General features: G+C 73.4%; 23 protein-coding genes and 1 pseudogene. 16 read left to right on the forward strand and 8 right to left on the reverse strand.

The annotated features are described in order from the left end of the window. Positions 1-367: 367 nt before the first annotated feature. Positions 368-1,051: a hypothetical protein gene (locus tag ACGFIR_RS29500; protein WP_393148502.1), complete on the reverse strand. Its 684-nt coding sequence runs from the start codon at positions 1,049-1,051 to the stop codon at positions 368-370. A gap of 69 nt (positions 1,052-1,120) precedes the next feature. On the opposite strand from ACGFIR_RS29500, the gene ACGFIR_RS29505 reads away from it, so the two are divergent. The 3 genes from ACGFIR_RS29505 to ACGFIR_RS29515 are packed head-to-tail and all read left to right on the forward strand — an operon-like array spanning position 1,121 to position 5,537. Continuing rightward, entirely contained in the window at positions 1,121-3,739 is a 2,619-nt protein-coding gene (locus tag ACGFIR_RS29505; RefSeq protein WP_393148504.1) for a valine--tRNA ligase, read from the forward strand. Next, positions 3,736-5,070 (forward strand): bifunctional folylpolyglutamate synthase/dihydrofolate synthase, encoded by a 1,335-nt coding sequence (locus ACGFIR_RS29510; RefSeq protein ID WP_393148506.1) that lies wholly within the window; start codon positions 3,736-3,738, stop codon positions 5,068-5,070. Before ACGFIR_RS29505 ends, ACGFIR_RS29510 begins: the two co-directional genes overlap by 4 nt. After that, entirely contained in the window at positions 5,067-5,537 is a 471-nt protein-coding gene (locus ACGFIR_RS29515) for a DUF4233 domain-containing protein (protein WP_393148508.1), read from the forward strand. The genes ACGFIR_RS29510 and ACGFIR_RS29515 overlap by 4 nt, the downstream gene beginning before the upstream one ends. A 4-nt stretch (positions 5,538-5,541) precedes the next feature. On the opposite strand, the gene ACGFIR_RS29520 is transcribed toward ACGFIR_RS29515, so the two are convergent. Continuing rightward, entirely contained in the window at positions 5,542-6,921 is a 1,380-nt protein-coding gene (locus ACGFIR_RS29520; RefSeq protein WP_393148510.1) for a VOC family protein, read from the reverse strand. A 143-nt stretch (positions 6,922-7,064) separates the two neighbouring features. On the opposite strand from ACGFIR_RS29520, the gene ndk reads away from it, so the two are divergent. Further along, a complete protein-coding gene (gene ndk / locus ACGFIR_RS29525) occupies positions 7,065-7,490 on the forward strand; it encodes a nucleoside-diphosphate kinase (RefSeq protein WP_393148512.1) in 426 nt (141 codons plus the stop codon). 69 nt (positions 7,491-7,559) lie between these two features. Here the strand turns inward: ndk and ACGFIR_RS29530 are convergent, their stop codons facing one another. Then, a complete protein-coding gene (locus tag ACGFIR_RS29530) occupies positions 7,560-8,000 on the reverse strand; it encodes a carboxymuconolactone decarboxylase family protein (protein ID WP_393002855.1) in 441 nt (146 codons plus the stop codon). A gap of 214 nt (positions 8,001-8,214) precedes the next feature. Here ACGFIR_RS29530 and ACGFIR_RS29535 point away from each other — a divergent pair, with 214 nt between their 5' ends. Next, complete coding sequence (locus ACGFIR_RS29535; protein ID WP_393001443.1) at positions 8,215-8,910, forward strand: lysophospholipid acyltransferase family protein; 696 nt, start codon at positions 8,215-8,217, stop codon at positions 8,908-8,910. A 154-nt stretch (positions 8,911-9,064) separates the two neighbouring features. Here ACGFIR_RS29535 and ACGFIR_RS29540 read toward each other — a convergent pair whose 3' ends face one another. Next, positions 9,065-10,204 (reverse strand): hypothetical protein, encoded by a 1,140-nt coding sequence (locus ACGFIR_RS29540; RefSeq protein ID WP_393148585.1) that lies wholly within the window; start codon positions 10,202-10,204, stop codon positions 9,065-9,067. Positions 10,205-10,856: 652 nt separating this feature from the next. Between ACGFIR_RS29540 and ACGFIR_RS29545 the strand changes: the two genes are divergently transcribed. The 8 genes and pseudogenes from ACGFIR_RS29545 to ACGFIR_RS29580 all read left to right on the forward strand — a co-directional run bounded on the left by ACGFIR_RS29545 (position 10,857) and on the right by ACGFIR_RS29580 (position 20,554). Then, a complete protein-coding gene (locus ACGFIR_RS29545; RefSeq protein WP_393148514.1) occupies positions 10,857-12,887 on the forward strand; it encodes a TIGR03960 family B12-binding radical SAM protein in 2,031 nt (676 codons plus the stop codon). Positions 12,888-13,045: 158 nt separating this feature from the next. Next, positions 13,046-13,780: a TIGR03936 family radical SAM-associated protein gene (locus ACGFIR_RS29550; RefSeq protein WP_393148516.1), complete on the forward strand. Its 735-nt coding sequence runs from the start codon at positions 13,046-13,048 to the stop codon at positions 13,778-13,780. A 131-nt stretch (positions 13,781-13,911) separates the two neighbouring features. Beyond that, on the forward strand, positions 13,912-16,977 hold the full coding sequence (locus tag ACGFIR_RS29555) for a ribonuclease E/G (RefSeq protein WP_393148518.1): 3,066 nt from the start codon (positions 13,912-13,914) through the stop codon (positions 16,975-16,977). 118 nt (positions 16,978-17,095) lie between these two features. Then, positions 17,096-17,599 carry a hypothetical protein gene (locus ACGFIR_RS29560; RefSeq protein ID WP_393001451.1) on the forward strand — a complete coding sequence of 168 codons (504 nt, stop codon included), beginning with the start codon at positions 17,096-17,098 and terminating at the stop codon, positions 17,597-17,599. Between the two features lie 188 nt (positions 17,600-17,787). Further along, on the forward strand, positions 17,788-18,102 hold the full coding sequence (gene rplU, locus ACGFIR_RS29565; RefSeq protein ID WP_088975625.1) for a 50S ribosomal protein L21: 315 nt from the start codon (positions 17,788-17,790) through the stop codon (positions 18,100-18,102). Between the two features lie 11 nt (positions 18,103-18,113). Then, positions 18,114-18,368 (forward strand): 50S ribosomal protein L27, encoded by a 255-nt coding sequence (gene rpmA, locus ACGFIR_RS29570; protein WP_013288010.1) that lies wholly within the window; start codon positions 18,114-18,116, stop codon positions 18,366-18,368. A 91-nt stretch (positions 18,369-18,459) separates the two neighbouring features. Then, a pseudogene (gene obgE, locus ACGFIR_RS29575) lies at positions 18,460-19,902 on the forward strand (GTPase ObgE); the annotation flags it as partial. Positions 19,903-20,104: 202 nt separating this feature from the next. Further along, positions 20,105-20,554 carry a GNAT family N-acetyltransferase gene (locus tag ACGFIR_RS29580; RefSeq protein ID WP_393148520.1) on the forward strand — a complete coding sequence of 150 codons (450 nt, stop codon included), beginning with the start codon at positions 20,105-20,107 and terminating at the stop codon, positions 20,552-20,554. Between the two features lie 19 nt (positions 20,555-20,573). On the opposite strand, the gene ACGFIR_RS29585 is transcribed toward ACGFIR_RS29580, so the two are convergent. Next, on the reverse strand, positions 20,574-21,233 hold the full coding sequence (locus ACGFIR_RS29585) for a DUF6766 family protein (protein WP_393001455.1): 660 nt from the start codon (positions 21,231-21,233) through the stop codon (positions 20,574-20,576). 111 nt (positions 21,234-21,344) lie between these two features. Beyond that, positions 21,345-21,824 carry a DUF4383 domain-containing protein gene (locus ACGFIR_RS29590; protein WP_393001457.1) on the reverse strand — a complete coding sequence of 160 codons (480 nt, stop codon included), beginning with the start codon at positions 21,822-21,824 and terminating at the stop codon, positions 21,345-21,347. Between the two features lie 260 nt (positions 21,825-22,084). Between ACGFIR_RS29590 and ACGFIR_RS29595 the strand changes: the two genes are divergently transcribed. The 3 genes from ACGFIR_RS29595 to ACGFIR_RS29605 are packed head-to-tail and all read left to right on the forward strand — an operon-like array spanning position 22,085 to position 23,974. Beyond that, positions 22,085-22,843: a hypothetical protein gene (locus ACGFIR_RS29595; protein WP_393001459.1), complete on the forward strand. Its 759-nt coding sequence runs from the start codon at positions 22,085-22,087 to the stop codon at positions 22,841-22,843. A gap of 31 nt (positions 22,844-22,874) precedes the next feature. After that, positions 22,875-23,327, forward strand: coding sequence for a phage holin family protein (locus ACGFIR_RS29600; RefSeq protein ID WP_393001461.1), 453 nt, complete (start codon positions 22,875-22,877; stop codon positions 23,325-23,327). Next, positions 23,324-23,974 carry a DUF3618 domain-containing protein gene (locus ACGFIR_RS29605; RefSeq protein WP_393148522.1) on the forward strand — a complete coding sequence of 217 codons (651 nt, stop codon included), beginning with the start codon at positions 23,324-23,326 and terminating at the stop codon, positions 23,972-23,974. The genes ACGFIR_RS29600 and ACGFIR_RS29605 overlap by 4 nt, the downstream gene beginning before the upstream one ends. Before the next feature lie 148 nt (positions 23,975-24,122). Here the strand turns inward: ACGFIR_RS29605 and ACGFIR_RS29610 are convergent, their stop codons facing one another. Together ACGFIR_RS29610 and ACGFIR_RS29615 are read right to left on the reverse strand one after the other, a co-directional pair. After that, positions 24,123-25,220 (reverse strand): glycosyltransferase, encoded by a 1,098-nt coding sequence (locus ACGFIR_RS29610; protein WP_393148525.1) that lies wholly within the window; start codon positions 25,218-25,220, stop codon positions 24,123-24,125. Then, the gene (locus ACGFIR_RS29615) at positions 25,217-25,954 is read right to left on the reverse strand and encodes a class I SAM-dependent DNA methyltransferase (RefSeq protein WP_393148527.1); all 738 of its coding nucleotides are present in this window, start codon (positions 25,952-25,954) and stop codon (positions 25,217-25,219) included. The genes ACGFIR_RS29610 and ACGFIR_RS29615 overlap by 4 nt, the downstream gene beginning before the upstream one ends. Between the last annotated feature and the right edge of the window lie 76 nt (positions 25,955-26,030).

A 26,030-nucleotide genomic window follows, 5' to 3' on the forward strand; every position in this document is an offset into this window, starting at 1 on the left:
ATGGTACTGCACTCGGGAGGGTGTGGGAGAGTAGGACACCGCCGGACAATCTTCCAGTTCAGGGTCACCCTTCGGGGTGACCCTGAACTGCGTTATCAGCCGTATTCGCTCGGCCGTTCGCCGGGTGGATCGGCTAGGTCGTGGCCAGCGAGGCAGGGTCTCGGCGTCGAGCTGGCGTGCCGGCGAAGCACTGAAGGCGCTTGACGTCCGTCCGGCCAGCTGACGGACGTCGACGGCGGGCGACTGGTGCGCTGGGACAGCCGGCTTTCGCCGGGCCGGGTAGCTCGCGCACCAGAGGCTGCGCGACGCCGCCCTCGCCGGCGTGTCGCTGACCGTGTGGCGCCCCGCTGACCGTGTGGCGTACCGCTCAATCGCGGGTCTGCATCTCCTCGCGCATGGCGCGGAACAGCCCGCCGGCGTCGTCGATCGAGCGGCCCGGAAACATCGCCATCACCACGCTGCCGTGGTCGGCCCAGCCACAGACCGCGAAGTCGCCACCGTCGCCGCTGGTGGTGCCGCACTTCATCACGCCGCCGAACCGGCCGGCGGGCACCTCGCGCAGTCCCGTCACCTTGCCGGTCTCGTCGGTGAGCAGCTTGAAGAGACTGTCCAGGTCACGTTCCGGCTGCCAGAGCAGAGTCGTACCGCCGAAGATGAGCACCGAGCGCTTCTCGTCGGCCGGGTCGCGGTAGACGGTACCGAAGCTGCTGTCCAGGTCGATGTCTGCGGCGAAGCCGCTACGCAGGTAGTCGGAGGTGCTGCGGGCCCGCTCGCTGTCGTCGCGTAGGAGGCTCGCCACCCGGTCCGGGGTGGCCAGGTCGGCGTCCTTCTGCTCGGCCACCCGCCAGCCGGCCGTGCCGAGCACCGCCGCTCCCGCGAGCCCGACCAGCGCCGCCAGGGTCCACGCCACCTGCCGCCGCCTCGACCGTCCCGCCCGCCGCTCCGGGGAGCGTCCGGGGTCCCGGTTGCTGAGCTGGATGGGCTCGTCGGTCAGGTCGATCGGTGCAGGCCCGTCGACGGCCGGGCGATCGGTGAGATGTGCGTCGGACATAGCCGACACCGTACGCGAAGGGCAGGTGGCGCACGTCGGGTCCCGGGAAGCGCTCCGTAGACTTTCAGGGTGACCGAGAGACTGGATGCCCGACGCCCCGACGCCCCGACCCTTGCCGGCCAGTACCAGCCCGGCGAGGTAGAGCAGCGGCGGTACGAGCAGTGGGTAGCCGCCGGCCACTTCCGGGCGTCGGCGGACAGCGACAAGCCCCCCTTCACGATCGTCATCCCCCCGCCCAACGTCACCGGCTCTCTGCACATGGGCCACGCGTTCGAGCACACGCTCATGGACGCGCTGACCCGCCGCAAGCGGATGCAGGGCCATGAGGCGCTGTGGCTGCCCGGCATGGACCACGCCGGCATCGCGACCCAGAACCTGGTCGAGCGGCAGCTCGCCGGCGAGGGCCTCTCCCGGCACGACCTGGGGCGCGAGAAGTTCGTCGAGCGGGTGTGGCAGTGGAAGGCCGAGTCCGGTGGCGCGATCCTCGGCCAGATGCGGCGCCTCGGCGACTCCGTCGACTGGGACCGCGAGCGTTTCACCATGGACGAGGGCCTGTCCCGGGCCGTCCAGACCATGTTCAAGAAGCTCTTCGACGACGGGCTGATCTACCGGGCCAACCGGATCATCAACTGGTGCCCGCGCTGCCTGACCGCGCTCTCGGACATCGAGGTGGAGCACACCGACGACGACGGCGAGCTCGTGTCGATCCGCTACAGCGACGACGTCGTGGTGGCCACCACCCGGGCCGAGACGATGCTCGGTGACACCGCGGTCGCCGTACACCCCGACGACGAGCGCTACCGGCACCTGATCGGCACCGAGGTCGCCGTGCCGCTGACCGACCGGCGGATCCCGATCGTGGGCGACGAGCACGTCGACCCGAGCTTCGGCACGGGCATGGTCAAGGTGACCCCCGCGCACGACCCGAACGACTTCGAGATCGGCCAGCGGCACGGCCTGCCGTCGCTGACGATCATGGACGAGCGGGGCGTCATCACCGCGCCCGGCCCGTTCGAGGGCCTGGACCGCTACGAGGCCCGCCCCGCGATCGTCGCGGCCCTGCGTGAGCAGGGCCGGATCGTGGCCGAGAAGCGGCCGTACGTGCACGCGGTGGGGCACTGCTCCCGGTGCAAGACGACCGTCGAGCCGCGGCTGTCGCTCCAGTGGTTCGTCAACACCACCCCGCTGGCGAAGGCGGCCGGCGACGCGGTGCGCGACGGGCGGGTGAAGATCGAGCCGGCCGAGCTGGCAAAGCGGTACTTCGCCTGGGTCGACAACATGCACGACTGGTGCATCTCCCGGCAGCTCTGGTGGGGCCACCGCATCCCCGTCTGGTACGGCCCGGACGGCGAGATCGTCTGCGTCGGCCCGGACGAGCAGCCGCCGAGCGGCGCGGGCTGGCACCAGGAGGAGGACGTGCTGGACACCTGGTTCTCCAGCGGCCTGTGGCCGTTCTCCACCCTCGGCTGGCCGGAGCAGACCCCGGACCTGGCGAAGTTCTACCCGACCAGCGTCCTGGTGACCGGCTACGACATCCTCTTCTTCTGGGTCGCCCGGATGATGATGTTCGGCCTGTACGCGATGGACGGCCGGCAGCCGTTCGACACGGTGGCCCTGCACGGCATGGTCCGCGACCAGTACGGCAAGAAGATGTCGAAGTCGTTCGGCAACGTCGTCGACCCGCTGGACTGGATCGACCGCTACGGCGCCGACGCCACCCGGTTCACCCTCGCCCGGGGCGCCAACCCGGGTGGGGACGTGCCCGTCAGCGAGGAGTGGTGCCAGGGCTCGCGCAACTTCTGCAACAAGCTCTGGAACGCCACCCGTTTCGCGCTGCTCAACGGCGCGCACACCGAGGGTCCGTTGCCGGCAGCCGACACGCTGTCGACGGTCGACCGGTGGATCCTGTCCCGGCTGGCGCACGTCACCGCCGAGGTGGACGAGCAGTTCGAGGCGTACGAGTTCGCGAAGGTCTGTGACCTGCTCTACCACTTCGCCTGGGACGACGTCTGCGACTGGTACGTGGAGCTGACCAAGCCGGTGCTCGCCGAGGGGGGCCCGGCCGCTGAGGCCACCCGCCGGGTGCTCGGTCACGTGCTCGACCAGATCCTGCGCTTGCTGCACCCGGTCATCCCGTTCGTCACCGAGGAGCTGTGGACCGCGCTGACCGGCGGCGAGACGGTGATGACGGCCGCGTGGCCGGTGGCCGACCGTAGCGGCATCGACGACGCCGCGGAGGTCGAGGTCGGCACCCTCCAGCGGGTGGTGACCGAGATCCGGCGGTTCCGTTCGGACCAGGGGCTGCGCCCGACGCAGCGGGTCGCCGCGCGGCTCGACGGCCTGGCCGCCGCCGGCATCGCCGCGCACGAGCCGCTGATCCGGTCGCTGGTGCGCCTCGACGCGGCCGGCGACGGCTTCCAGGCCAGCGCGACGCTCGCCATGCCCGGTGAGGTGAGCGTGGCCCTGGACACCCGGGGGACGATCGACGTGGCCGCCGAGCGGGCCCGGCTGACCAAGGACCGGGCCGCCGCCGAGAAGGAGGCCGCGCAGGCGCGGGCGAAGCTCGGCAACCCGGCGTTCGTCGACAAGGCGCCGGAGCCGGTGGTCGCCAAGATCCGCGACCGGCTCGCCGTCGCCGAGGCCGACCTCGTCCGCATCGACGCCGCTCTGGAGGCGCTGCCCTCGTGACCGACCGCACCGATTTCGCCGCCGTCGAGGCCGAGCTGGCCGGCCGTGGGTTCACCCGCATGGCCTTCGAGCTGGACAAGATCGAGTCGCTGCTGGACCTGCTCGGCAGCCCGCAGCGGGCGTACCCGTCGATCCACCTGACCGGCACCAACGGCAAGACCTCGACGGCCCGGATGATCGACTCGCTGCTGCGGGCGTTCGGGCTGCACACCGGCCGCTACACCAGCCCGCACCTGGAGACCGTCCGGGAGCGGATCAGCCTGGACGGCGAGCCGGTGGACGAGGCGCGCTTCGTCGCCACGTACCGGGAGGTCGAGCCGCTGGCCCGGCTGGTCGACGAGCGCTCGGCGGAGCCGCTGACGTACTTCGACATGACCACCGCGCTGGCCTTCGCCACGTTCGCCGACGCCCCGGTGGACGTGGCGGTGGTCGAGGTGGGCCTGGGCGGGGCCGAGGACGCGACGAACGTGATCCAGGCCGGGGTGTGCGTACTCACCCCGGTCGGGCTCGACCACACCGAGTGGCTCGGCGACACGATCCAGGACATTGCGCTGGCCAAGGCGGGGATCATCCACAAGGGCGCGACGGTGATCTCCGCGGCGCAGGAGGAGGAGGCCGCGGGGCCGATCCTGGAGCGCTGCGCCGAGGTCGGCGCGACCATCGCCCGGGAGGGTGCCGAGTTCGGGGTGCTCCGGCGGGCCGTCGCGGTCGGCGGGCAGGTGCTCACCCTCCAGGGCCTCGGCGGGGTCTACGAGGAGGTCTTCATCCCGCTGCACGGCGCCCACCAGGCGCAGAACGCCGCGATGGCGTTGGCGGCGGTCGAGGCGTTCCTCGGCGCCGGGGCCAAGCGGCAGCTCGACGTCGAGGCGGTCCGGGAGGGCTTCGCCACCGCCAGCTCGCCCGGGCGGCTGGAGCGCGTACGCAGTGCGCCGACGATCCTGCTCGACGGGGCGCACAACCCGCACGGGATGGCCGCCACGGTGGCGGCGCTCCAGGAGGAGTTCGCCTTCAGCCGGCTGGTGGCGGTGGTCGGCGTCCTCGCCGACAAGGACGCGGCCAGCCTGTTGGAGCTGTTGGAGCCGGTGGTCGATCAGGTCGTGGTGACCCGCAACAGCTCGCCGCGGGCGCTGCCGGCCCGGGAACTGGCCACGCTGGCGGCCGAGGTCTTCGGACCGGAGCGGGTGGAGATGGCCGAGGAGATGCCGGACGCGATCGAGGCGGCGGTGGCGCTGGCCGAGGAGGACGTACCGGGGGAGCTGAGCGGGGTCGGGGTACTGGTCACGGGGTCGGTGGTGACCGTGGCCGACGCCCGCCGGCTGCTGAAGCGATGACGGGGCCGCAGCGCGTCCCCGCGGACGACGACCGCCCGGCCGGCGACCCTCCCGCCGGTACGGCGGACGGTACTTCTGACGACGGCGCGGCCCGGACGGCGGACGGCAGTCCCGCAGGTCGGCCGCCGCGCCGCTCCGGCCTGCGGAACCCGGAGCGGGCGGTCCGTGGTCTCGGCGCCGGCACCCTCAGCCTGGAGGCGCTGGTGCTGGTGCTGGCCATCCAGCCGATCCGGGTGGTCGGCGGCGACCTCGGCGGCGCGGCGATCGGGGCGGTCGTGGCGCTGGCCGTGGCGGCGGTGCTGCTGGCCGGCATGATGCGCCGGCCGTGGGCCTGGCACGCCGGCACCGCCCTCCAGGGGCTGTTGATGCTGGCCGGCCTGCTGCACTGGTCGCTGCTCGTGCTGGGCGTCGTCTTCGCCCTGGTGTGGGCCTACGCCCTGCACGTGCGCAGGGTCATCCTGGGCTGACGCCTCACGCCTCGGCGCGTTCGCGCCACTGGGTCAGGGCGATGCCGTGGCCGTCCGGGTCGCGGAACGCCGCCGCCCAGACCTCCAGCTTGGTGCCCCGGTTGACCACCCGGGGGGCGTACGTGAAGCGGACGCCCGTCCCGCGCAGCCGCTCGTACGCGGAGCCGATGTCGTCGACCTCGAGGTTGACGTGCACCAGGCGGCGGCTGATGGGTGCCGCCTCGGTGACCTCCCGCAGCACGAGGCGGGTCGTCCCGGAGGCGAGGACCGCGTTGCCGGAGCCCCGGTCGACCTCGGTGAAGCCCAGGTCCCGGTAGAAGGCCAGCGAGCGGGGCAGGTCGGTGACCAGCAGGGTCAGGCCCACCCCGGCGATCGGGGCGCCGAACTCGTCGCCGGCCGTGGCGCTCTCCGCGTCCCGATCGTCGGCACCGGCCGCCGGCCCGGGACCGAAGATCGCCTCGTCCAGTTCCTCTGGGCTGATCCGTTCCTCGCGGATCCGGTCACGGGGCGGCGCGGGGTCGTCCAGGGGCAGGTCGAGCGGGTCCGCAGGCGCGGGCGGATCGAGGCGTTCGCCAGGCGCGTCGAACCGCTCCTCGGCGGGCGGGCGGGGCGTCGGGGTGGCCCGGCGCGGCAGGGTGGCGGCGGCGGGCTGCTCGACGAGCGTGCCCTCCAGCACGACGGGCCCACCCGGTCGCTGGTGCACCACGACGGGCTCGCGCTTCTCGATCGGCGTGACCTGGTCCTCACGGAGCGGATCGCCCAGCGGGTCGCCGACGGGGTCACCCAGCGGGTCGCCGACCGGCGCCCGCAGGTCGTCGCGGAAGTCGTCCCGGAAGTCGTCGTCCGGCGTCCGGTCCGCCCACGGCGGGGCCTCCTGCTGGATCAGTACGTCGTCCATCGGCTCGGCGCCCGCGTACTCGGGTGGCAGGTCGGCCGCGACGGCGGCGGCGGTCTCCGCGTGGGTGGGCACGTCCTCCCAGAGCACGCGGACGTGCCGCTGGTCGTCGAGGGCCACCCGGATCGGCAGCGTCTGGCCCAGCGACGGCCACTTCGCCACCGGCACCCGCGGCTCGATGATCTTCTTGGAGCGGGGCGGCAGCCCCGGGGCGTCGATCACCAGCTGGAGTTCGCAGCGGCCGAAGGCGTACTGGGTGGGCGGCTCGGAGGCGCTGTGCACGTGCCCGACGCCGACCACCCAGGTGCGACCGCCCCCGCGCACCGTGGCCAGCGCGATGGCCAGCACCAGCAGTGCCACCCCGAGCGCCACGATCGCCCAGCTCGTCATGCCGAGGCCGAAGAGGACGACGAAGGTGGCCACGGTGCCCAGCACCGCGGCGATCAGCTTGCGTACCGGTGCGATGGGTCGGTTCCCGCCATTCGCCACAGTGGACCTCCCGAGGGTCAAGGGCCAGGCTAGGCCGGATCGGCCGCCGGAGGAAGAACCGGCCGCCGCGCCGGCGCCGGGACCGGGTCGCTAGGCTGACCGTACCGACCCCGACCGCATTGTGCGTACAGGAGGAACCCAGCGTGTCCAGCAGCAGCCCCGATGAGCGCACCCTCGTACTGATCAAGCCCGACGCGGTCCGTCGCGGGCTGGTCGGCGAGGTGATCTCCCGCTTCGAGCGCAAGGGGCTGCGGATCGACGCCATGGTGCTCCGGACGATGGACGCCGCGCTGGCCGACGAGCACTACGCCGAGCACGTCGAGAAGCCGTTCTACCCGCCGCTGAAGGACTTCATGACCGGCGGCCCGCTGATGGCGCTGGTGCTCTCCGGCGACCAGGTCATCGACGTGGTACGCGGGCTCGTGGGGTCGACCGACGGGCGCGCGGCGGCGGCCGGCACCATCCGCGGCGACCTCTCCCTGTCCAACCGGGAGAACCTGGTGCACGCCTCCGACTCGCCGGACAGCGCGAAGCGCGAGATCGGGCTCTGGTTCCCCGAGTTGAGCTGATCCGCCCAGGTGTGCCAGCGGCCGGTGCGCGTCGAGCGCACCGGCCGCCTTGCGTCGTGGCGGGGGCCGTCACACCTCCGTGGGCAGGTCGTTGCGGCAGGTCACGGCGATGCGGTTCCACACGTTGATGGTGGCGATCGCCATCAGCAGGTCGGCGAGTTCCTTCTCCGACCACACCTTGGCCGCCGCGTCCCAGACGTCGTCGGGCACGCCGTGCTCGCCGAGCCGGGTCACCGCGTCGGTGAGCGCCAGCGCGGCCCGTTCCCGCTCGTCGAAGAAGGGCACCTCCCGCCAGGCGGCGACGGCGAAGAGCCGCCGGTCGGACTCGCCGGCCGCCAGCGCGTCCCGGCTGTGCATGTCGACGCAGAACGCGCAGCCGTTCAGCATCGACGCCCGCAGCTTCACCAGCGCCAGTACGGTGTGCCCCACGTTCGCCCGCACGTACTTCTCCAGCCCCAGCACGGCCTGGTACGCCTGCGGCGCCACCTCGGCCACGTTCATCCGCTGCATGACGATCTCCTCGGTCCGGTCGGTGTCGACACCCACCCGACGGCGTACGGAGGGCGCGGCGTGACACGAGCCGGACGTGACCCCGGTCACGGAGTCCGCCCGCGCCCTTTTCACGCCAGCTCACCAGGCGGTCGACCCGCCACCCGGGCGACACCTCGTGGACCCGTCGGTTACGGTGACACCGCCTGCTCGCACACACTTCGCCGGAGGACCAGTGCCGCTGCTCTACACCATCGGCAAGCTCACCGTGGCGCCCGCGCTCCGGCTGGCCTTCCGTCCGACCGTGGAGGGGTTGGAGCACATTCCGGAGACCGGTGGAGCGATCTTCGCGGGTAACCATCTCTCGGTCGCCGACGAGCTCTTCCTCGGCACCGTGGTGCCCCGGCACCTGGCGTTCTGGGCGAAGTCGGAGTACTTCACCGGCACCGGCCCGAAGGGCGCCTTCTCCAAGTTCGTGCTCACCGGCCTGGGCGCCATTCCGGTCGAGCGGGCCGGCGGGCGCGCGGCGCTGTCGGCGTTCGACGCCGCCATTCCGGTGCTCAAGGCCGGCGACCTGGTCGCGGTCTATCCGGAGGGGACCCGGTCGCCGGACGGCCGGCTCTACCGGGGGCGCACCGGGGCGACCCGGCTGGCGGTGGCGGCCGGCGTGCCGATCATCCCGGTCGGCATGACCGGCACCGACAAGGCCCAGCCCATCGGGACCCGGGTGCCCCGCCCCGGCCGCGCCAAGATCACTATCCGGTTCGGCAAGCCGCTGGACTTCACGGGCCGGCCGGACGACCGCACGTCGCTGCGCGAGATGACCGACGAGGTCATGGCCGAGATCCAGAAGCTCACCGGCCAGGAGTACGTGCCCCGCTACGCCCCGCCGCGCGCGCACTCCGCCACCTCAGGCGACGCCCCGGCCTGAGCCGCCACGGGTGAGGCTGCCCGCCGCGCAGCTTGTCCCGCCGCGCAGCTTCTCCCACCGACGTCGCGGCCCGACGTGACGCCCCGCGGCAGGCCGCGATCAGCCGGCGACAGCCACCGCCCTGCTCGCGTGGCGTCGGTCGGGCGGCGAGAGCCTACTTCTGGTTGGTCGTGACCGTCTGATCCCGCAGGGTGCCGAGCAGGGTGGCGCTGTCGTCGAGGGAGAGGCGGGTGAAGACCGCGGTGGTGATGCTGCCGTGGTCGACCGAGGTGCACACCACCACGTCCTGACCGTCGGCGCGGCCCACGGCGCAGCGTTGGTGCCGGCCGCGTACGCCGGTGTCGACCACCTGGGCCTCGCCGAGGGAGTACTGCTCGGTGAGCCGGACCATCTCGTCCTCCGCGTCCGACTCCGGCGTGAACCGGAACCCGGTGCCGCCGAAGACCGTCACCCGCTTCCCGGCGGGCGTGCCGTAGACGCCCGCGAAGGTGTCCTCGGCCAGCCAGTGCGCCTTGCGTACCTCGGCCTCCAGCTGCTTGGCGGTCGCCTTGCTGGTGTTGTCGTCGCGCAGCCGCAGGTCGGCCACCTCGGCGGGCAGGGCGGCGTCGGCCGGGTACTGCGACGCCATCGGCACGCCGTAGTAGGCCGGGCAGCCGCAGCAGCAGGCCACCATGAACAGCAGGAACCACGGCCAGCGGCGTCGCCGGCGGGCGGGCTTCGGGGCGTACCCCTTGGGGGCCTGCTGCTGTGGTGGTGGCCCGGCCGGGGGCGTTGTCGCCCGGCGCTGCCTCGGCGGCGCGGGCGGGGGTGGCGCGGGCGGGGGTGGCGCCGGCCGGGAAGGCACGGGCGTCCGGGACGCCGGCGGCGGCGAGACCGGGTAGGCCGAGGGCGGCGGGGAGACGGGGTACGCGGGCGGTGGGGCGGCCGGGTACCCGACCCGGGGCGGCTCGGGGCGCGGCGGCTCCGGCGCCGCGGGGGAGTGGACGGGCGGCGCCGGTGGCCCGGAGTACGGCCTGGCCGCCGGCGCCGTGGGGTACGGCAGCGTCGGTGTCGGCGGGGGCGGCGGTGCGGCCGGCGGGAGGTCCCACCCGCCGGTGTCGGCGCCCGCCCACGGATCGACCGGGGTGAGATGCTCGGGCGGCTCCGGCGGGAGTTCCGGCGCCGGGACCGGGACCGGGGGAATCTCGGCGGACTCGCCCCAGGCCCGCTTGCGCGGCTTCGGCGGGGGAACCGCCGCGGAACCGCTCCACCGGGGCGTGGGCGGCTCGGCCGGTTGCTCGTCGGCGCGGAACATCCGGGTGCCCTGCGGCCCGACGGCCGGCACGTCGTCGTCGGGCAGCAGACGGGTGCCCTCGGGACCGGCGGCCGGCAGGTCGTCCCCGGGCAGCAGACGGGTGCCCCCGGGACCGGTGTCGGCCGTGCGCTCGGCTGCCGGGTGCCGCGGCTCCTCCGGCCCGGCGTCCCGCGCCCCGGCCCCGCCCGGATCCTGCCGTGCGGTGGCGTCGGCGCGGCCCTGCGGCCCGACGTGGCCCCCGTCCTGTCCGAGGTCGGCCGTCGCGGCTGGCCCGGTCTCGTCGGTGGGCAGCTCACGAGTGCCCTCCGGGCCCGGGCCGCCGTCGGCGGCGGGCGCTGCGGGGGAGGTCGGGGTTTCCTCGGTGACCGCCGGATCCTGACCCTGGTCCCGACCCGGGGGGCTCCCGTCGGCCGGCCGGTCCGTGCCCGGCTGCGGCTGCGGCATCGCGGCAATCTCCTCTCGCGCCGGTCCGAGGTTAGTACCGACGCGCCAGCGGGGCGATCCGGGTCACCACCCGTCGCCTGCCGGTGGCGTCCGACCCGACCGGCGAGCTGGCATCCCGCGCGGGGTCACGGGGCCGCCGCGCCCGCCCGTGGCGTGGCGCAAGGCGTGCGCGCGGTGGCCGCCGTCGGGCCGCGTACCCTTGGGCATCATGAGCGTCCCGTCCACCACGCCGCGCCCCGCCGCGGCCAATTCCGGCGACGGCACCAGCGTGGCGCCGCGCCGCGACCACGAGCCGTCGGTCTGGCCACGGCTGGAGCCGTTGCTGCCCCAGGTGACCAAGCCCATCCAGTACGTCGGTGGCGAGCTGGGCGCGGTGGTCAAGGACTGGGACGCGGCGACCGTGCGCTGGGCGCTGATGTACCCCGACGCATACGAGGTCGGCCTGCCCAACCAGGGCGTGCAGATCCTCTACGAGGTGCTCAACGAGCTGCCCGACGTGCTCGCCGAGCGGACCTACGCGGTCTGGCCGGACCTGGAGAAGCTGATGCGCGCGCACGCCGTGCCGCAGTTCACCGTCGACGCGCACCGCTCGGTGCGCGACTTCGACGTCTTCGGCGTCTCGTTCTCCACCGAGCTGGGCTACACGAACCTGCTCACCGCGATCGACCTGGCCGGCATCCCGCTGCTGGCCGCCGACCGTACCGACGCCGATCCGGTGATCGTGGCCGGCGGCCACGCCGCGTTCAACCCGGAGCCGATCGCCGACTTCGTCGACGCCGCCGTGCTCGGCGACGGCGAGGAGGCGGTTCTGGAGATCACCGGGATCGTGCGGGAGTGGAAGGCCGAGGGCTCCCCGGGCGGGCGTGACGAGCTGCTGCTGCGCCTGGCGCGCACCGAGAGCGTCTACGTGCCGCGCTTCTACGACGTGGACTACCTCCCCGACGGCCGCATCCAGCGGGTCGTGCCGAACCGGGCGGACGTGCCGTTCCGGGTGCACAAGCGCACGACCATGGACCTGGACGCCTGGCCGTACCCGAAGAAGCCGCTGGTGCCGCTCGCGGAGACGGTGCACGAGCGGTACGCGGTGGAGATCTTCCGGGGCTGCACCCGGGGCTGCCGGTTCTGCCAGGCCGGCATGATCACCCGGCCGGTGCGCGAGCGCAGCATCACCACGGTCGGGCAGATGGTGCGCGAAGGGCTGGAGTTCTCCGGCTTCCACGAGGTGGGCCTGCTGTCGTTGTCGTCGGCCGACCACTCCGAGATCGGCGACATGTGCTCGGGCCTGGCCCAGCAGTACGAGGGCACCAACGTCTCGCTCTCGCTGCCGTCGACCCGGGTCGACGCGTTCAACATCGACCTCGCGCAGGAGCTGTCGCGCAACGGCCGGCGCACCGGTCTGACCTTCGCCCCCGAGGGCGGGTCGGAGCGGATCCGCAAGGTCATCAACAAGATGGTGTCGAAGGAAGACCTGATCCGCACCGTCGTGACCGCGTACACGAACGGCTGGCGGCAGGTGAAGCTGTACTTCATGTGCGGCCTGCCCACCGAGACCGACGAGGACGTCCTCGAGATCGCGGACATGGCCCACGAGGTGATCCGGGCCGGACGGGCCGCCACCGGCTCGAAGGACATCCGCTGCACGGTCTCCATCGGCGGGTTCGTGCCGAAGCCGCACACCCCGTTCCAGTGGGCGCCGATGGAGCGGCCGGAGGTCATCGACGGCCGGCTCAGGATGCTCAAGCAGGCGATCAACGCGGACCGGTCGCTCGGGCGGGCGATCGGCTTCCGCTACCACGACGGCGAGCCGTCGCTGATCGAGGGCCTGCTCAGCCGGGGCGACCGCCGCGTCGGCGCGGTGATCCGCCGGGTCTGGGAGGACGGCGGCCGGTTCGACGGCTGGAGCGAGCACTTCTCCTACCAGCGCTGGGTGACCGCGGCGGCCGAGGTGCTGCCCACCTTCGGGATCGACCTTGACTGGTACACCACCCGGCAGCGCGACGAGCTGGAGGTCCTGCCGTGGGACCACCTGGACTCGGGCCTGGACAAGGACTGGCTCTGGCAGGACTGGCAGGACGCGCTCAGCGAGTACGAGCAGGACGACTGCCGGTGGACCCCGTGCTTCGACTGCGGCGTCTGCCCGTCGATGGACACCGAGATCCAGATCGGTCCGACCGGCAGGAAGCTGCTCCCGCTGACCCCGGTCAACGGCTTGAAGCTCCCCACCCCCGCCCAGCACTGATCCCCCCCCCACCCGGGCCCCATCTCCGTTGGTCATGACGTTGTCGTCACCGCCACGGCGGGTCGTCGACGACAACGTCATGACCAACGAGCACTGACCGAACGAGGAGCACGACGATCAGCAGGAAACCACAGCCAGAGGGCGGTCAGGCACCCGTCGTGCAGCGGGTCCGGATCCGGTACGCCAAGCGCGGCCCGCTGCGCTTCACCTCGCACCGGGACTTCGCCCGGGCGTTCGAGCGGGCGCTGCGCCGGGCGGGCGTGCCGATCGCCTTCTCCCAGGGCTTCACCCCGCACCCCAAGATCTCGTACGCCAGCGCGGCCCCGACGGGCGTGGCGAGCGAGGCCGAGTACCTGGAGATCGGCCTGCGCGAGCAGGTCGACCCGGGGGAGCTGCGCGCGGCACTGGACGCCGCCCTCTCGCCGGGGCTCGACGTGCTCGACGCCGTCGTGGCCACCGGGGGAAGTCTTGCCGACCGGATCGAGGCGTCACACTGGCGTATCGAGCTGCCCGAGGTCGACCCGTCGGTCCTGCAACGGGCGGTTTCCGCCTTCACGGCCGCCGAAGAGGTGCTGGTCGAGCGGATGACCAAGCAGGGTCGGCGCACCTTCGACGCGCGGGCGGCGGTGATCCGCATCGATGTGATCGCGTCGCCGGAGACGCCTTCCGGGGCCGCAGCCGTACCGTGTGCGATACTCGAACTGGTCGTGCGGCAGGTCACCCCCTCCGTACGGCCCGATGACGTCCTTTCCGGCCTCCGCGTGGTGGCCGACCTGGAGCCGCCGGTCTCGCCGAGGGTGATCCGGCTGGCACAGGGCACGCTGACCGCGCAGGATGCGATCGCGGATCCGTTGGACGCGGACCGCGACGGGGCAACCATCGGTGAACGCTGACCGTCGGTCGGCGTTCAGGTAGGCAGACTTCGGCGGTCGCGCACCGTGCGCGCCCGGCGGAAACACTTTTGCGGCAACCCTGCGTGGCAGCGCTCACCCGCGCCCGGGGCAGCCAGAACTGGAGAACGTCCATGCTCGAGAACGAGCCCGAGGGCGGCGAACGGACCGGTTCACAGCCGGCCGGTGAGACCGCCGACAGCAGCACCGTCGAGAACCCCGCCGGGGGGCCGGACGCGGCCGACGCCGCGACCGGCGAGGCCGAGCAGGCTCCCGCCGCGCCGGTGCGGCGGCGTACCACCCGGCGGCGGACCGCACCGCTGAACCAGCCTGAGCAGACCGAGGCGCCGGTCGAGGCGTCGACGACGCCCGTGCCGGGCAGCGGCGAGGCCCCGCAGGCCGAGGTGCTGGCCCCCGTCTCCGGCGACCTCGACGCCGCCCCGAAGGCGACGCGCCGCCGCCGTAAGGCCACCACCGCGAAGGCCGCCGAGGCCACCGCGGCGCAGCCCGCCGACGCCGCCGGACAGGCCGCCGACACCGCCGCGCCAGCCGCCGGGGAGGCGCCGGCCGTAGCGGACCAGGCGCCCGCCGAGCCGGCCGCGCCGCCGGTCAAGGCGACGCGTACCCGCCGGAAGAAGGCCGCCCCCGCGGCGGCCGAGCCGGCCGCGGAGGCCCCGACCGACGCCGCCGGGCAGCCGCCGGTCGACACCGGGGTCGCGCCGGAGGCCGGCACCGGGTTCGGCGCCGCCGCGCCGCCCGTCGCCGCCAGCGGCGCCGAGGCCCGCGCCGGCGAGGTTCCCCCGGGCGTGACGGTCACCCCGCCCGTCGAGGAGGAGCCGACCGAGGCGACCGAGCCGGTCGTCGAGCCTGAGCCCGAGCCCCGCACCCGCCGCCGGCGGGCCGCGCTCTCCGCGCCCACCGTCCTCTTCATGGCGCCGCAGCCGGAGGACGTCCCGGTCGTCCGGGTCGTGGCCCCGGCCCCCGTTGCGGAGCCCGAGCCCGAGCCGGAGGAGCCCGCCGCCGAGGAGCCGGCCGAGCCCGCGCGCCGTCGCCGGCGTGGCCGCCGTGACGTCGAGGCGGCCGAGGTCGTCGAGCCCGAGGAAGCTGCCGAGGAGACCGACGAGGCCGCCGAGGAGGACGAGGACGAGGACGAGAGCGCCGCGGCCCGCCGCCGGCGCCGGCGCGGTCGCCGTGGCCGGGGCCGGGGCAAGGGCGGCGCGGACGAGGCCGAGGACGAGGAGGCCGAGGAGACCGCGCAGGCCGAGGCGGAGGAGGCCGAGGGCGACGAGGACGAGGAGGCCGACGGCGACGCGCTGACGCGCCGCCGTCGCCGTCGCCGCCGCCGGGGCGCCGGTGACGTCGAGGCGGGCGCCGACGACGGCGTGCCGACCGTCGTCAAGATCCGCGAGCCGCGCAAGACCGTCGACGAGGTGCAGGGCGTCTCCGGCTCCACCCGGTTGGAGGCCAAGCGGCAGCGCCGCCGCGACGGCCGCGAGCAGCGCCGTACGCGGCCGCCGATCCTCAGCGAGTCGGAGTTCCTGGCCCGCCGCGAGGCGGTCGACCGGGTGATGGCCGTACGCCAGCGCGGCGACCGGACCCAGATCGCCGTCCTGGAGGACGGGGTGCTCGTCGAGCACTACGTCACCCGCAGCTCCTCGGGCACGATGGCCGGCAACGTCTACCTCGGCAAGGTGCAGAACGTCCTGCCCAGTATGGAGGCGGCCTTCGTCGACATCGGGCGCGGGCGCAACGCCGTCCTGTACGCCGGCGAGGTCAACTGGGACACCACCGGGCTGGAGGGGCGGGCCCGCTCCATCGAGCAGGCGCTGCGCTCCGGCGACTCGGTGCTCGTGCAGGTCACCAAGGACCCGATCGGGCACAAGGGCGCCCGACTGACCAGCCACATCGCGCTCTCCGGCCGGCACCTGGTCTACGTGCCCCACGGCAACGCCTCCGGGATCAGCCGCAAGCTGCCCGACAACGAGCGCAAGCGGCTGCGGGACGTGCTGAAGAAGCTCGTGCCGGACGGCGCGGGCGTGATCGTCCGGACCGCCGCCGAGGGCGCCAGCGAGGACGAGCTGGCGCGCGACGTCAAGCGGCTCCAGGCGCAGTGGGAGGACATCCAGGCCAAGGCGGCCGAGGGCGGCGCCCCGGTCCTGCTCTACGAGGAGCCGGACCTGGTCATCCGGGTCGTCCGGGACCTGTTCAACGAGGACTTCCGCGAGCTGGTGATCGAGGGCGAGCAGTCGTACGACATCGTCGAGTCGTACCTGTCGCACGTCTCGCCCGACCTGGTTCCCCGGCTGCGTCGGCACGTCGGCACCACCGACGTCTTCGCCGAGTACCGGATCGACGAGCAGATCATCAAGGCGCTGGACCGCAAGGTCTTCCTGCCCTCCGGCGGCTCGCTGGTGATCGACCGCACCGAGGCGATGACGGTCGTCGACGTCAACACCGGCAAGTACACCGGTTCCGGGGGCAACCTGGAGGAGACGGTCACCCGGAACAACCTGGAGGCGGCCGAGGAGATCGTCCGCCAGCTCCGGCTGCGCGACCTCGGCGGCATCGTGGTGATCGACTTCATCGACATGGTGCTGGAGTCCAACCGTGAGCTGGTGCTGCGCCGGCTGACCGAGTGCCTGGGCCGGGACCGCACCAAGCACCAGGTCACCGAGATCACCTCGCTCGGGCTGGTGCAGATGACCCGCAAGCGGATCGGCGCGGGCCTGCTGGAGGCGTTCAGCGAGACCTGCGAGTGCTGCAAGGGCCGGGGCCTGATCATCCACACCGAGCCGGTGCCGGAGAAGCCGCGTACGGGCGGTGGCGGCGCGGGGGAGAAGGTCAAGGCGGTCGCCTCGGCGGTGGCCGCCCCGGCGGCGGAGCCGGCCGCCGGCTCGTCCCGGCGCCGGGCGCGCAAGAGTGCGCCGGCCGAGCGCACCGTGGCCGAGGTGACCGAGCCCGTCGCCGACGCCACCCCGGACACCGACTACCACGACACCATGGGCTACGACCTGTCCCGCTACGAGGCGGACACCACCGCCGCTGCCGGGGTCGCCGACAGCCAGACGGGCGAGTCGGCCCGGCTGGCCGCCCCGGACGACCCGGACGCGCTCTCCGACGCCGACGGCGACGAGTCGGAGGGCGGCACCGGCCGGCGTCGTTCGCGCCGTAGCGGCGCGCGGCGGCGTACCCGGCCGTGACCGGCTGACCGACCCGGCGTGTGACAGGGCCCCTTCCCGGTGATATCCGGCGGGAGGGGCCCTGTCGTATGGTCGATCTCCGGCCAATGATCGGCCGCCTGCGGTCAGGAGAAGAACCATGCGCCGTCTGCTCGCCGTCACCGCGCTCACCGCTGTCCTGCTCGCCGGCGGCGGGTGCGCGGCCGAGCGACCGGAACGGGCCGCCCCACCCGGCGGCACCTCGGCCGGCGGCGCCGTCCCGGACGGGTCCACCGGCGGCGGGGCCCCGGGAGCCGGCAGCGGGGCGGCCGGCGGCAACGCCCCCGAGGTGTGCGCCTCGGCACAGCGGGCCGGCGAGACCGCCGTGCGGACGTACGTCGAGGAACTCGGCAAGATGGTCGCGGCGGTCGGGGCGGACGACGCGGCGGAGGCGCGGACCGCCCGCGAGCGCATCTCCACCGCGCTGACCGAGTGGCGCAGCGCGCTGCGGCGCGAGTCGACCCGGGCCGAGGACGCGCAGCTCAAGACGCTTCTCGCGGACATGGCGGCGGAGGTCGGCACGCTGGGCACCGACGTCGACTCGATCGACGAGACCGAGCTGGACCGGCTCCGGCAGCGCCTCGACCAGCTCTGCGCCCGCTGACGGGCGGGCCCGGTTTGGGCGTCGGCCCTCCCATGGCGTACGCTGACCTGCGGCGCACTTTGGTGTGCCGAGTTCTCGCGTGCCCGCGCCGCCGTGCCTCTGCTACCCGGCGAGCCGCCGCGGGAACGACCGACCGGCAACGGTGGGAAAAGACGCTAGCAGCCTCAACGACAGGGAGTCCGCCTCCGATGTACGCGATCGTCAAGACCGGCGGCAAGCAGTACAAGGTCGCCGAGGGCGACGTGATCGAGGTCGAGAAGCTCGTCGGTGCCCCCGGCGACGCGGTGAAGCTCACCGCGGTGCTCCTCGTCGACGGTGACGACCTGGTGACCGACGCGGCGAAGCTTGCCAAGGTCGCGGTGTCCGGCGAGATCGCCGCGCACACCAAGGGCCCGAAGATCCGGATCCACAAGTTCAAGAACAAGACCGGCTACCACAAGCGCCAGGGTCACCGCCAGCCGTTGACCCAGGTCAAGGTGACCGGCATCTCCAGCGGGAAGTAGGTCGTCCTCAGATGGCTCACAAAAAGGGTGCGTCCAGCTCGCGCAACGGCCGTGACTCCGCGGCGCAGCGGCTCGGCGTGAAGCGCTTCGGTGGTCAGGTCGTCAGCGCGGGTGAGATCCTCATCCGTCAGCGTGGCACCAAGTTCCACCCCGGTGACCTGGTCGGCCGCGGCGGAGACGACACGCTCTTCGCGCTGGCCGCCGGTTCGGTCCAGTTCGGCACCAAGCGCGGTCGCAAGACCGTCAGCATCGTGCCGCAGCAGTAGTTCGAAGGCGTTGCGGGCCGCGGACCTCGTGTCCCGGCCCGCTTTGCTTTTTTCGTGCGGGGCGTGAACCTCGCTGGAAGGATTGACGTCCGTGGCGACGTTCGTTGACCGGGTCGTCCTGCACCTGCAGGCCGGCGATGGTGGGCACGGTTGTGTCTCGATCCACCGGGAGAAGTTCAAGCCGTTCGGCGGCCCCGACGGCGGCAACGGCGGGCACGGCGGCAGCGTGTCCCTGGTGGTCGACCCGCAGGTGACGACGCTGCTGGACTTCCACTTCCGTCCGCACGTGAAGGCCGAGAACGGCAAGGGCGGCGCCGGATCGAACCGGGACGGCGCCAACGGCCGCAACCTCGTACTCAAGGTGCCGAACGGCACGGTCGTGCAGGCCACCGACGGCACGGTCCTGGCCGACATGGTCGGCGCCGGCACGACCTTCGAGGTCGCCCGGGGCGGGCGCGGCGGCCGGGGCAACGCGTCGCTGGCGAACGCCCGGCGCAAGGCCCCCGGCTTCGCCGAGCTGGGCGAGCCCGGCGAGCAGCTCGACGTGGTGCTGGAGCTCAAGAGCGTCGCCGACGTCGGGCTGGTGGGCTTCCCGTCGGCCGGCAAGTCGTCGCTGATCTCGGTCATCTCCGCGGCCAAGCCGAAGATCGCCGACTATCCGTTCACCACGCTGGTGCCCAACCTGGGCGTGGTGCGGCTGGACAACCACACCTTCACCGTCGCCGACGTGCCCGGCCTGATCCCCGGTGCGGCCACCGGCAAGGGGCTGGGCCTGGAGTTCCTCCGGCACATCGAGCGCTGCGCGGTGCTGGTGCACGTCATCGACACCGCCACGCTGGAGCCCGGCCGGGACCCCGTCGCCGACATCGACACCATCGAGGCCGAGCTGACCGAGTACGGCGGCCTGGCCGACCGTCCCCGGCTGGTGGCGCTCAACAAGGTCGACGTGCCGGACGGCCGGGACCTGGCCGAGATCGTCCGCCCCGACCTGGAGGAGCGCGGTTTCCGCGTGTTCGAGGTCTCCGCGGCGACCCGGGAAGGGCTGAAGGAACTCATGTACGCCATGGCGGAGCTGGTGGAGCAGGGACGCACCGCGGCCCCGCCGGCCGAGCCGACGCGGATCGTGATCCGGCCCCGGGCGGTCGACGACGCCGGTTTCACCATCGAGGCCGCGCCGGACGGCGCCTGGGTCGTACGCGGCGTCCGTCCCGAGCGGTGGGTGCGGCAGACCAACTTCGACAACGACGAGGCCGTCGGCTACCTGGCCGACCGGCTGGCCCGCCTGGGCGTCGAGGAGAAGCTGGGCAAGGCCGGTGCGGAGCCGGGCGACCTGGTCCGCATCGGCGAGCGGGAGTTCGACTGGCAGCCCACCCTCTACGCGGGTGCCGACTTCATCCCCGGCAACCGGGGCACCGACGTCCGGCTCGAGGAGAAGTCCAGCCGGGCCTCGGCCGCCGAGCGGCTGGCGGCCCGCAAGGCCCGCCGGCAGCGCCCGGAGGACGAGTTCGAGGGCACCGACGCCGACGTCTCGGACGACCTCGACCCGGCGCCGGGGGACGCCTTCGACGAGGCCGGCCCCACCCGGGAGGCCGGCGGCTCCGGCGACGCGGGCCCGACGCAGGGGTATGGCCTGTCCCGCACCGCCGCGCAGGACGACGCCGAATAGCTCGGCGCGCTCCGCGAGCGGGTCGACTGCCGGAAACCTGCCCGAAATCCCCGCCACCTAGCGTGGCCTGATGCTGATCGAGTCACGCCCCGCCACCGACCCGGAGATCGACGCCCTGGTCACCGCCCAGCAGCGCGAACTGCGGGTGGCCGACGGCGGGCTGGAAGGCCAGGCGACCGCCACCCACGACGACATCCGCTACCTGGTGGTGGTCGCCGACGGGCGGGCGGTCGCCTGCGGCGGGATCCAGGCGCTCGACGCCGACGCCGCCGAGGTGAAGCGGATGTACGTCCGCCCGGCGTACCGGGGGCGGGGCATCGCCCGGCAGCTGTTGACCGCGTTGGAGGAGTTGGCCTTCCAGCAGGGGTACGGGGTGCTCCGCCTGGAGACTGCCACGTACCTGCCGGCCGCGATCGGGCTCTACACCTCCAGCGGGTACGAGCCGATCCCGGTCTACGGCGAGTACGTCAGCAACCCGTACAGCCTCTGTTTCGCCAAGCGGCTGCGCGTGCCGGCCTGACGGCGCCCGGTCCGGCGGGTCAGTCGCCGGTGTGCGCGTGCGCGGCGGTGACCGGCTTCGACTCCGGCGAGGCGTGCTGACGGAGGAAGACACTCAGCACGATCAGCGTGCCGACCGCGAGGAACTCGCTCTGCCAGTTCTGCATCGACTGGAACCAGAACTCGCTGGTGCCGAGGAACTCCCACACGCCGACCGGCGGCGCCCCGCTCTGCATCGCCTGCTCCTCGTTGTAGTGGGCGGTCCCGCCGAGCAGGTGGCCGACGAACGAACCGAGGAAGATCAACAGCAGCGCGATGGAGAGGCTGTTGCGGTAGACCACCAGGGGCAGCCCGCCGGCGCGTACCGGCCAGGGCGAGTCGACGGTGGCGCGCCGCTCGTCGTCCTCGGGCCGGTCGGTCTGCCCCACCGGCTTCGACTCCGCCGACCCGCGCTGCACCAGGTAGGCGGTGAGCAGGACGTAGCCGCCCATCTGGAGGAACTCCGACTCCCAGTTCTCGAAGACCGACTCCACGAAGTGCCCGCTGCCGAGGTACGCCAGCCAACTCGTCGGCGCGGCCCCGAGTTCCGCCAGCTCCTCGTTGCGGGTCTGCCAGCCGAACACGCTCTGGAGCACCAGGAAGACCAGGAACGCCCCGAACATCGCCACGGTCAATGCGTTGTCACGCAGCCACCTCGGCATGACGACCTCCCAGTTGACGGGCCTCCGACCTCCCTGCCCGGACGCGGTGCCGGGCAAACGTCCTTTCTGCCCGGATTCGGCACCGGGTGAACGCCGCGGTGCGGCGAGGAGTCAGGGGCGGTCGAAGGGGTCGTCCAGCCGGGTGCCCGTGCCGAACTGGTTGGAGAGCAGCAGCCCGAGGGCGAGCATGCCGAAGCCGAGGACCAGGTGCAGGTAGTTGTCGGCGTCGTTGACCGGGATGAAGTTCGCCGCGCTCTCCCGGTCGATCGCGAAGCCGTACAGCCAGAGCCCGAGGTAGAGGGCGCCGCCGCCGGCCAGGAAGAGCCGGGCCCCGGCGATGCTGCGGGCCAGCACCAGGCCGGCCAGCCCGAAGCCCAGGTGCAGCGCGTTGTGCAGGATCGACACCTGGAACAGGCCGAGCAGCCGGGCCTCGGAGTGGTGACCCGCGAACGTCATGTCGTCGTAGCCGGTCGTGACGCCCGGGATGAACCCGAGCACCCCGACCAGGATGAAGATCCCGGCCGCGGCCACGGCGGCCAGTTGCACCCGCGGCTTGCGTCCCCGGGGGCCGCCGCGTGCGTTCCGTGCCATCGATTCACCTCCGTGGACCCGCGGAACGCCCTGTTCGCGGCACCGGCAGCGAGGGGGATCCGTCACTCTGCGCGACGGATTCGACGCGCAATCCGGCGATCCTCCATTTTGTAGCGGCCCGGCGGCGGCTCCGCAGGGAAAGTCACGAAGGAGGTATGGAACTGGATACGCAGGGTAGGTCAACAGTTGCGACGGCAGGAACCGGCCGGCGCATCCCCCCAGCACAGAACCGCGAAGACTTTCCGAGCGGAAGGGAAATCATGACCTACGATCTGTCACCCACGACCTCCACGTACGGGCAGGAGTCGACCAACGGCAGCGGTGTCCGCGAGCAGGCCCGTCAGGTCGGCTCGGAGGCCAAGCACGCCGGCGGCGCCGTCGCCGAGACCGCCAAGGAGCAGGGCAGGGAGGTCGTCGGCGAGGCGAAGCGCCAGGCGCGCGACCTCTACGGCGAGGCCCGCAGCCAGCTCGCCAGCCAGACCGGTGAGCAGCAGCGGCGGGCCGCCGGTGGGCTCCGCTCGCTGGCCGACGAGATGCGCTCGATGGCCGAGCAGGGCGGCCAGGGTGGCCCGGTGAGCGAGATCGCCCGCCAGGCCGCCGACCGCGTGCACGGCGTGGCCGGCTGGCTGGAGCAGCGCGAACCCGGCGACATCATCGCCGAGGTGCGTGGCTACGCGCGTCGCAACCCGGGCACCTTCCTGGTCGGCGCCGCCGTGCTCGGCGTACTCGCCGGCCGGCTGACCAAGAACATCTCCGCCGGCGACGGCCAGGACGGCAACGGCTACCCCGCGTACGACCCGGAGCGCACCGCGGTCATCCCCACCCCGCCGGCCCCGCGCGCCGTGCCGGACGCCGTGCCGCCGGGCGGCTACCTCGACCCGACCCCGGGCGCGTACGCCGACCCGCAGACGACGACCAGCTACGCCGACCCCGCCGGTGGCGTCGGCCAGCCGCTGCCGCCGGTGAGCCAGACCGACCCGCTGCCGGGCGTCCCGTCGACCGGTACCACCCGTCCGTGAGCCCACGAACCACCCGAAGGGAGGCGGCGGCATGAGCATGCCGACGCAGGGGGCGGGGCTGAACTCCGGTCACCACCCCCATGACGCGGACGAGGTCAGGGGCAGCTCGATCGGTGAGCTGATGCGCCAGGTCACCAGTGACCTGTCCACCCTGATGCGGCAGGAGGTCGAGCTGGCCAAGGCCGAGATCCGCCAGGAGGGCAAGAAGGCGGGCAAGACCGCCGGCTTCTTCGGCGGCGCCGGCTTCGGCGGCTACATGGTGGCCCTCTTCCTCTCGCTGGCCCTCTGGGCCGGGCTGTCCAACGTGATGGACGCCGGCTGGGCGGCCCTGATCGTGGCCGTCATCTGGGGCGCGATCGCCGCGGTCCTCTACACCAAGGCCAAGAGGAGCGCCGAGCAGATCCGCGGCCTCAAGCAGACCAACGACAGCGTGCAGCGGATTCCCGACGCGCTCAAGCCCCACCCGCAGGAGGTCACCCGATGAGCACCGACCCGGACCAGATCCGCCGGGAGATCGAAGCCACCCGGAGCAACCTGAGCTCCGACGTGGACGCGCTGGCGTACAAGGTCAGCCCCGCCCGCATCGTCGACGACCGTAAGCAGCGGGCCCGCAACGCACTGCAGAATGTGAGGGACAAGGTGATGGGAACCGCTTCCGACCTGGGTCACAGCACCAAGCACGGCGCCCACACGGTGGGTGACCACGCCTCCTCGGCGGCATCCACCGTGAGCGACAAGGCGCACTCGGCGGCCTCGACGGTCAGCGACGCCGCGCACCGCGCGCCGCACGTGATCCGGCAGAAGTCCGAGGGCAACCCGCTGGCCGCCGGCCTGATCGCCTTCGGCGTCGGCTGGCTCGCCTCCTCGCTGATCCCGGCGACCCGCCGCGAGCAGCAGGTGGCGTCGCAGGTCAAGGAGCGGGCGGGCGAGCACGCCGGGGTGGTGAAGGAGAAGCTCGGTGAGGTCGCCAACGAGCTGAAGGAGGAGCTGCGCGAGCCGGCGCAGCACGCCACCGAGGCGGTCCGGTCCACCGCCCAGGACGCGGTGCACGCCGTCAAGGACGACACCCGTTCGGCCGCGCACGACGTGAGGGACCAGGCGCAGCAGTCCCGCGAACAGGTGCGGTACTGACCGGCCGGTCACCGTACGCCGCAGCTCGCGGCCACTCCCGGAACACCGTCCCGGGTAGTGGCCGCGAGCTGTCGTGTGCGTCCCGGCCGTGTCTCCGGCACGCGCGGCGTGCGGGCGCGGGGTCGGCGGTGTGCCGGGTCGCGCGGGGTCAGCGGTGGTGGCGGCGGAGGGTGCGCTCGAAGTGGGCGGCGCGGCGTACCCGGCCGCCGGCGTAGCGGACCCCGCCGAAGAGCAGCCGCCGGCCGACGGCGAGCCAGCCACACACGCCGCGTTCCAGCACCCAGAGCGGGGCGGCGAGAGCGGTCCGCGGCGGGAACACCGCGCCGCCCCCGCCCCGGCGCCGGCCCACCTCGGCCAGCGCCACCGTGGTCGCGGCCGCCCCGAACACCAGCCCCGGTCGCCGGCGCGCGACCGCCGTCGCCAGCGCCGGCAGGACCGCGAGCGAGGCCACCAGGCGGACCGGCTGGGCCAGGTCGTCGTACGCCTGGCGGACCCGCTGACCCAGGAAGTGGGCGGTGTCGGGCGGCAGCCGGCGTACGTGCAGCCAGGCGGGTGCCGCCTCCGTCCCCCCGTACGCGCGCACGGTGCGGATCAGCTCCAGGTTCTCGAAGAGCACGTCCGGGTCGTACCCGCCCATGGCGAGGAAGGTGCTCCGGCGTACCGCCAGGGTGCCGGGATAGTCGGCGCCGAGCGCCCGGTTGAGCAGGGTACGCCCGGTGTCCCACCAGGCGTGCCAGGGCAGCGGGTCGAAGTAGTTCTGCGGCCGGACCAGGTCCACCCGGTCCAGCAGCAGGTGCACGGCGCGCAGCCCCGCGTCGTCGTACCGGACGTCGTCGTCGGCGATCACCACGTGCTCGTGCCGGGCCGCGCTGACGCCGGTGAGCACCCCGGTCACCTTGCCGTTGACGCCGCGCAGGGCGGGATCCGGCCGCAGGTGCCGGACCAGGCCACGCCAGGCCCGGGCGTGCCGGGCGAACCGCTCCGGGGGTGACCCGTCGACCACGGTCACGTCGACCCGGGTGGCCAACCAGCGCAGGTACCCGGTCAGCCCGGCCAGGCCGGCGTCGTCGGTCCAGCGCAGCGGCAGGACGTACGCCATGGGGAGCCGGTCGACGCCCGGCGCCGGGACGGCACCGCCCTCGACGCCGGCGGCGCCATCCCGGCGAGCGGCACCGGGCGCGCCGCGGGCGGCATCGGCGGTGCCGCCGTCGTGCGGGGGACCGGTCGGGCGGGCCGGCGCGCTCACGCCGACTCCGGCAGCCGGTAGACGGAGACGTGCTCGCGGCTGTGGTCGGTGAACGGCCGGCCGGTCCAGTCCTCCCACCGGTGCTCCCGGCGCATCCCGGCCAGCTCGGCCATCAGGTCCAGCTCTGCCGGCCAGGCGTAGCGGTGGTTGGCCGGCAGCAGTTGCACGCCGTCGTTGCTGAAGCGGATCTTCGTGGTGGTCATCCGCTGCTCGGCGGGGTGCAACAGGGCCGCCTCCAGCAGTACGGCGTCCTCGGCCACCCGCACCGGCCGCAGGGCGGCACCGGCGTGGAACGCGCCGGGATCGGGCGTCCAGGCCTCGACCACGAACCGACCACCGGGACGAAGGTGGGCGGCGGCGTTGCGGAAGCAGGCCACCTGGGCGGCCTGGTCCGGCAGCGCGAAGATCGTGTTGAACGCGAGCAGCACCAGGGCGAACTCGCCGGGCACCCGGGTCGTGGAGAAGTCGCCGACGACCACCTCGATCGCGTCCCCGCCGGGTTTGGCGCGCAGCCCGGCGGCCATCTCCGGGGAACCCTCGACCCCGGCGACGGTCAGCCCCCGGGCGGCCAGCGGCAGGGCCAGCCGACCGGTGCCGATGCCGAACTCGCACACCGGCCCGCCGTCGGCCAGCTCGGCGAGCCGCGCCACCGCCGCGTCCGGCGTCAGGTGCGCGTACGTCTCGTCGTAGACGTCCGCGACCTGCCGGCCGTACGCGCTGGCGTCGAAGGACACGGTGCCTCCCGATGGCGGTGGGTGCCCGCAGCAGGTGCCCGGTTATGCGGCGACCAAACCGGCGTGTCGTTTCGGT

Origin of the sequence: Micromonospora sp. NPDC049051, from assembly GCF_043197575.1 — a bacterium.
GTDB lineage: Bacteria > Actinomycetota > Actinomycetes > Mycobacteriales > Micromonosporaceae > Micromonospora.

Bases quoted from the DNA above. Each gene is read 5' to 3' on its own strand.
- ACGFIR_RS29580 (WP_393148520.1), top strand. From the start codon at position 20,105: ATGCTGATCGAGTCACGCCCCGCCACCGACCCGGAGATCGACGCCCTG.
- ACGFIR_RS29605 (WP_393148522.1), top strand. From the start codon at position 23,324: ATGAGCACCGACCCGGACCAGATCCGCCGGGAGATCGAAGCCACCCGG.
- ACGFIR_RS29540 (WP_393148585.1), bottom strand. From the start codon at position 10,204: ATGTTCCGCGCCGACGAGCAACCGGCCGAGCCGCCCACGCCCCGGTGG.
- ACGFIR_RS29600 (WP_393001461.1), top strand. From the start codon at position 22,875: ATGAGCATGCCGACGCAGGGGGCGGGGCTGAACTCCGGTCACCACCCC.
- ACGFIR_RS29545 (WP_393148514.1), top strand. From the start codon at position 10,857: ATGAGCGTCCCGTCCACCACGCCGCGCCCCGCCGCGGCCAATTCCGGC.
- ACGFIR_RS29530 (WP_393002855.1), bottom strand. From the start codon at position 8,000: ATGCAGCGGATGAACGTGGCCGAGGTGGCGCCGCAGGCGTACCAGGCC.
- ACGFIR_RS29555 (WP_393148518.1), top strand. From the start codon at position 13,912: ATGCTCGAGAACGAGCCCGAGGGCGGCGAACGGACCGGTTCACAGCCG.
- rpmA (WP_013288010.1), top strand. From the start codon at position 18,114: ATGGCTCACAAAAAGGGTGCGTCCAGCTCGCGCAACGGCCGTGACTCC.
- ACGFIR_RS29595 (WP_393001459.1), top strand. From the start codon at position 22,085: ATGACCTACGATCTGTCACCCACGACCTCCACGTACGGGCAGGAGTCG.
- ACGFIR_RS29590 (WP_393001457.1), bottom strand. From the start codon at position 21,824: ATGGCACGGAACGCACGCGGCGGCCCCCGGGGACGCAAGCCGCGGGTG.
- rplU (WP_088975625.1), top strand. From the start codon at position 17,788: ATGTACGCGATCGTCAAGACCGGCGGCAAGCAGTACAAGGTCGCCGAG.
- ACGFIR_RS29585 (WP_393001455.1), bottom strand. From the start codon at position 21,233: ATGCCGAGGTGGCTGCGTGACAACGCATTGACCGTGGCGATGTTCGGG.
- ACGFIR_RS29515 (WP_393148508.1), top strand. From the start codon at position 5,067: ATGACGGGGCCGCAGCGCGTCCCCGCGGACGACGACCGCCCGGCCGGC.
- ACGFIR_RS29560 (WP_393001451.1), top strand. From the start codon at position 17,096: ATGCGCCGTCTGCTCGCCGTCACCGCGCTCACCGCTGTCCTGCTCGCC.
- ACGFIR_RS29500 (WP_393148502.1), bottom strand. From the start codon at position 1,051: ATGTCCGACGCACATCTCACCGATCGCCCGGCCGTCGACGGGCCTGCA.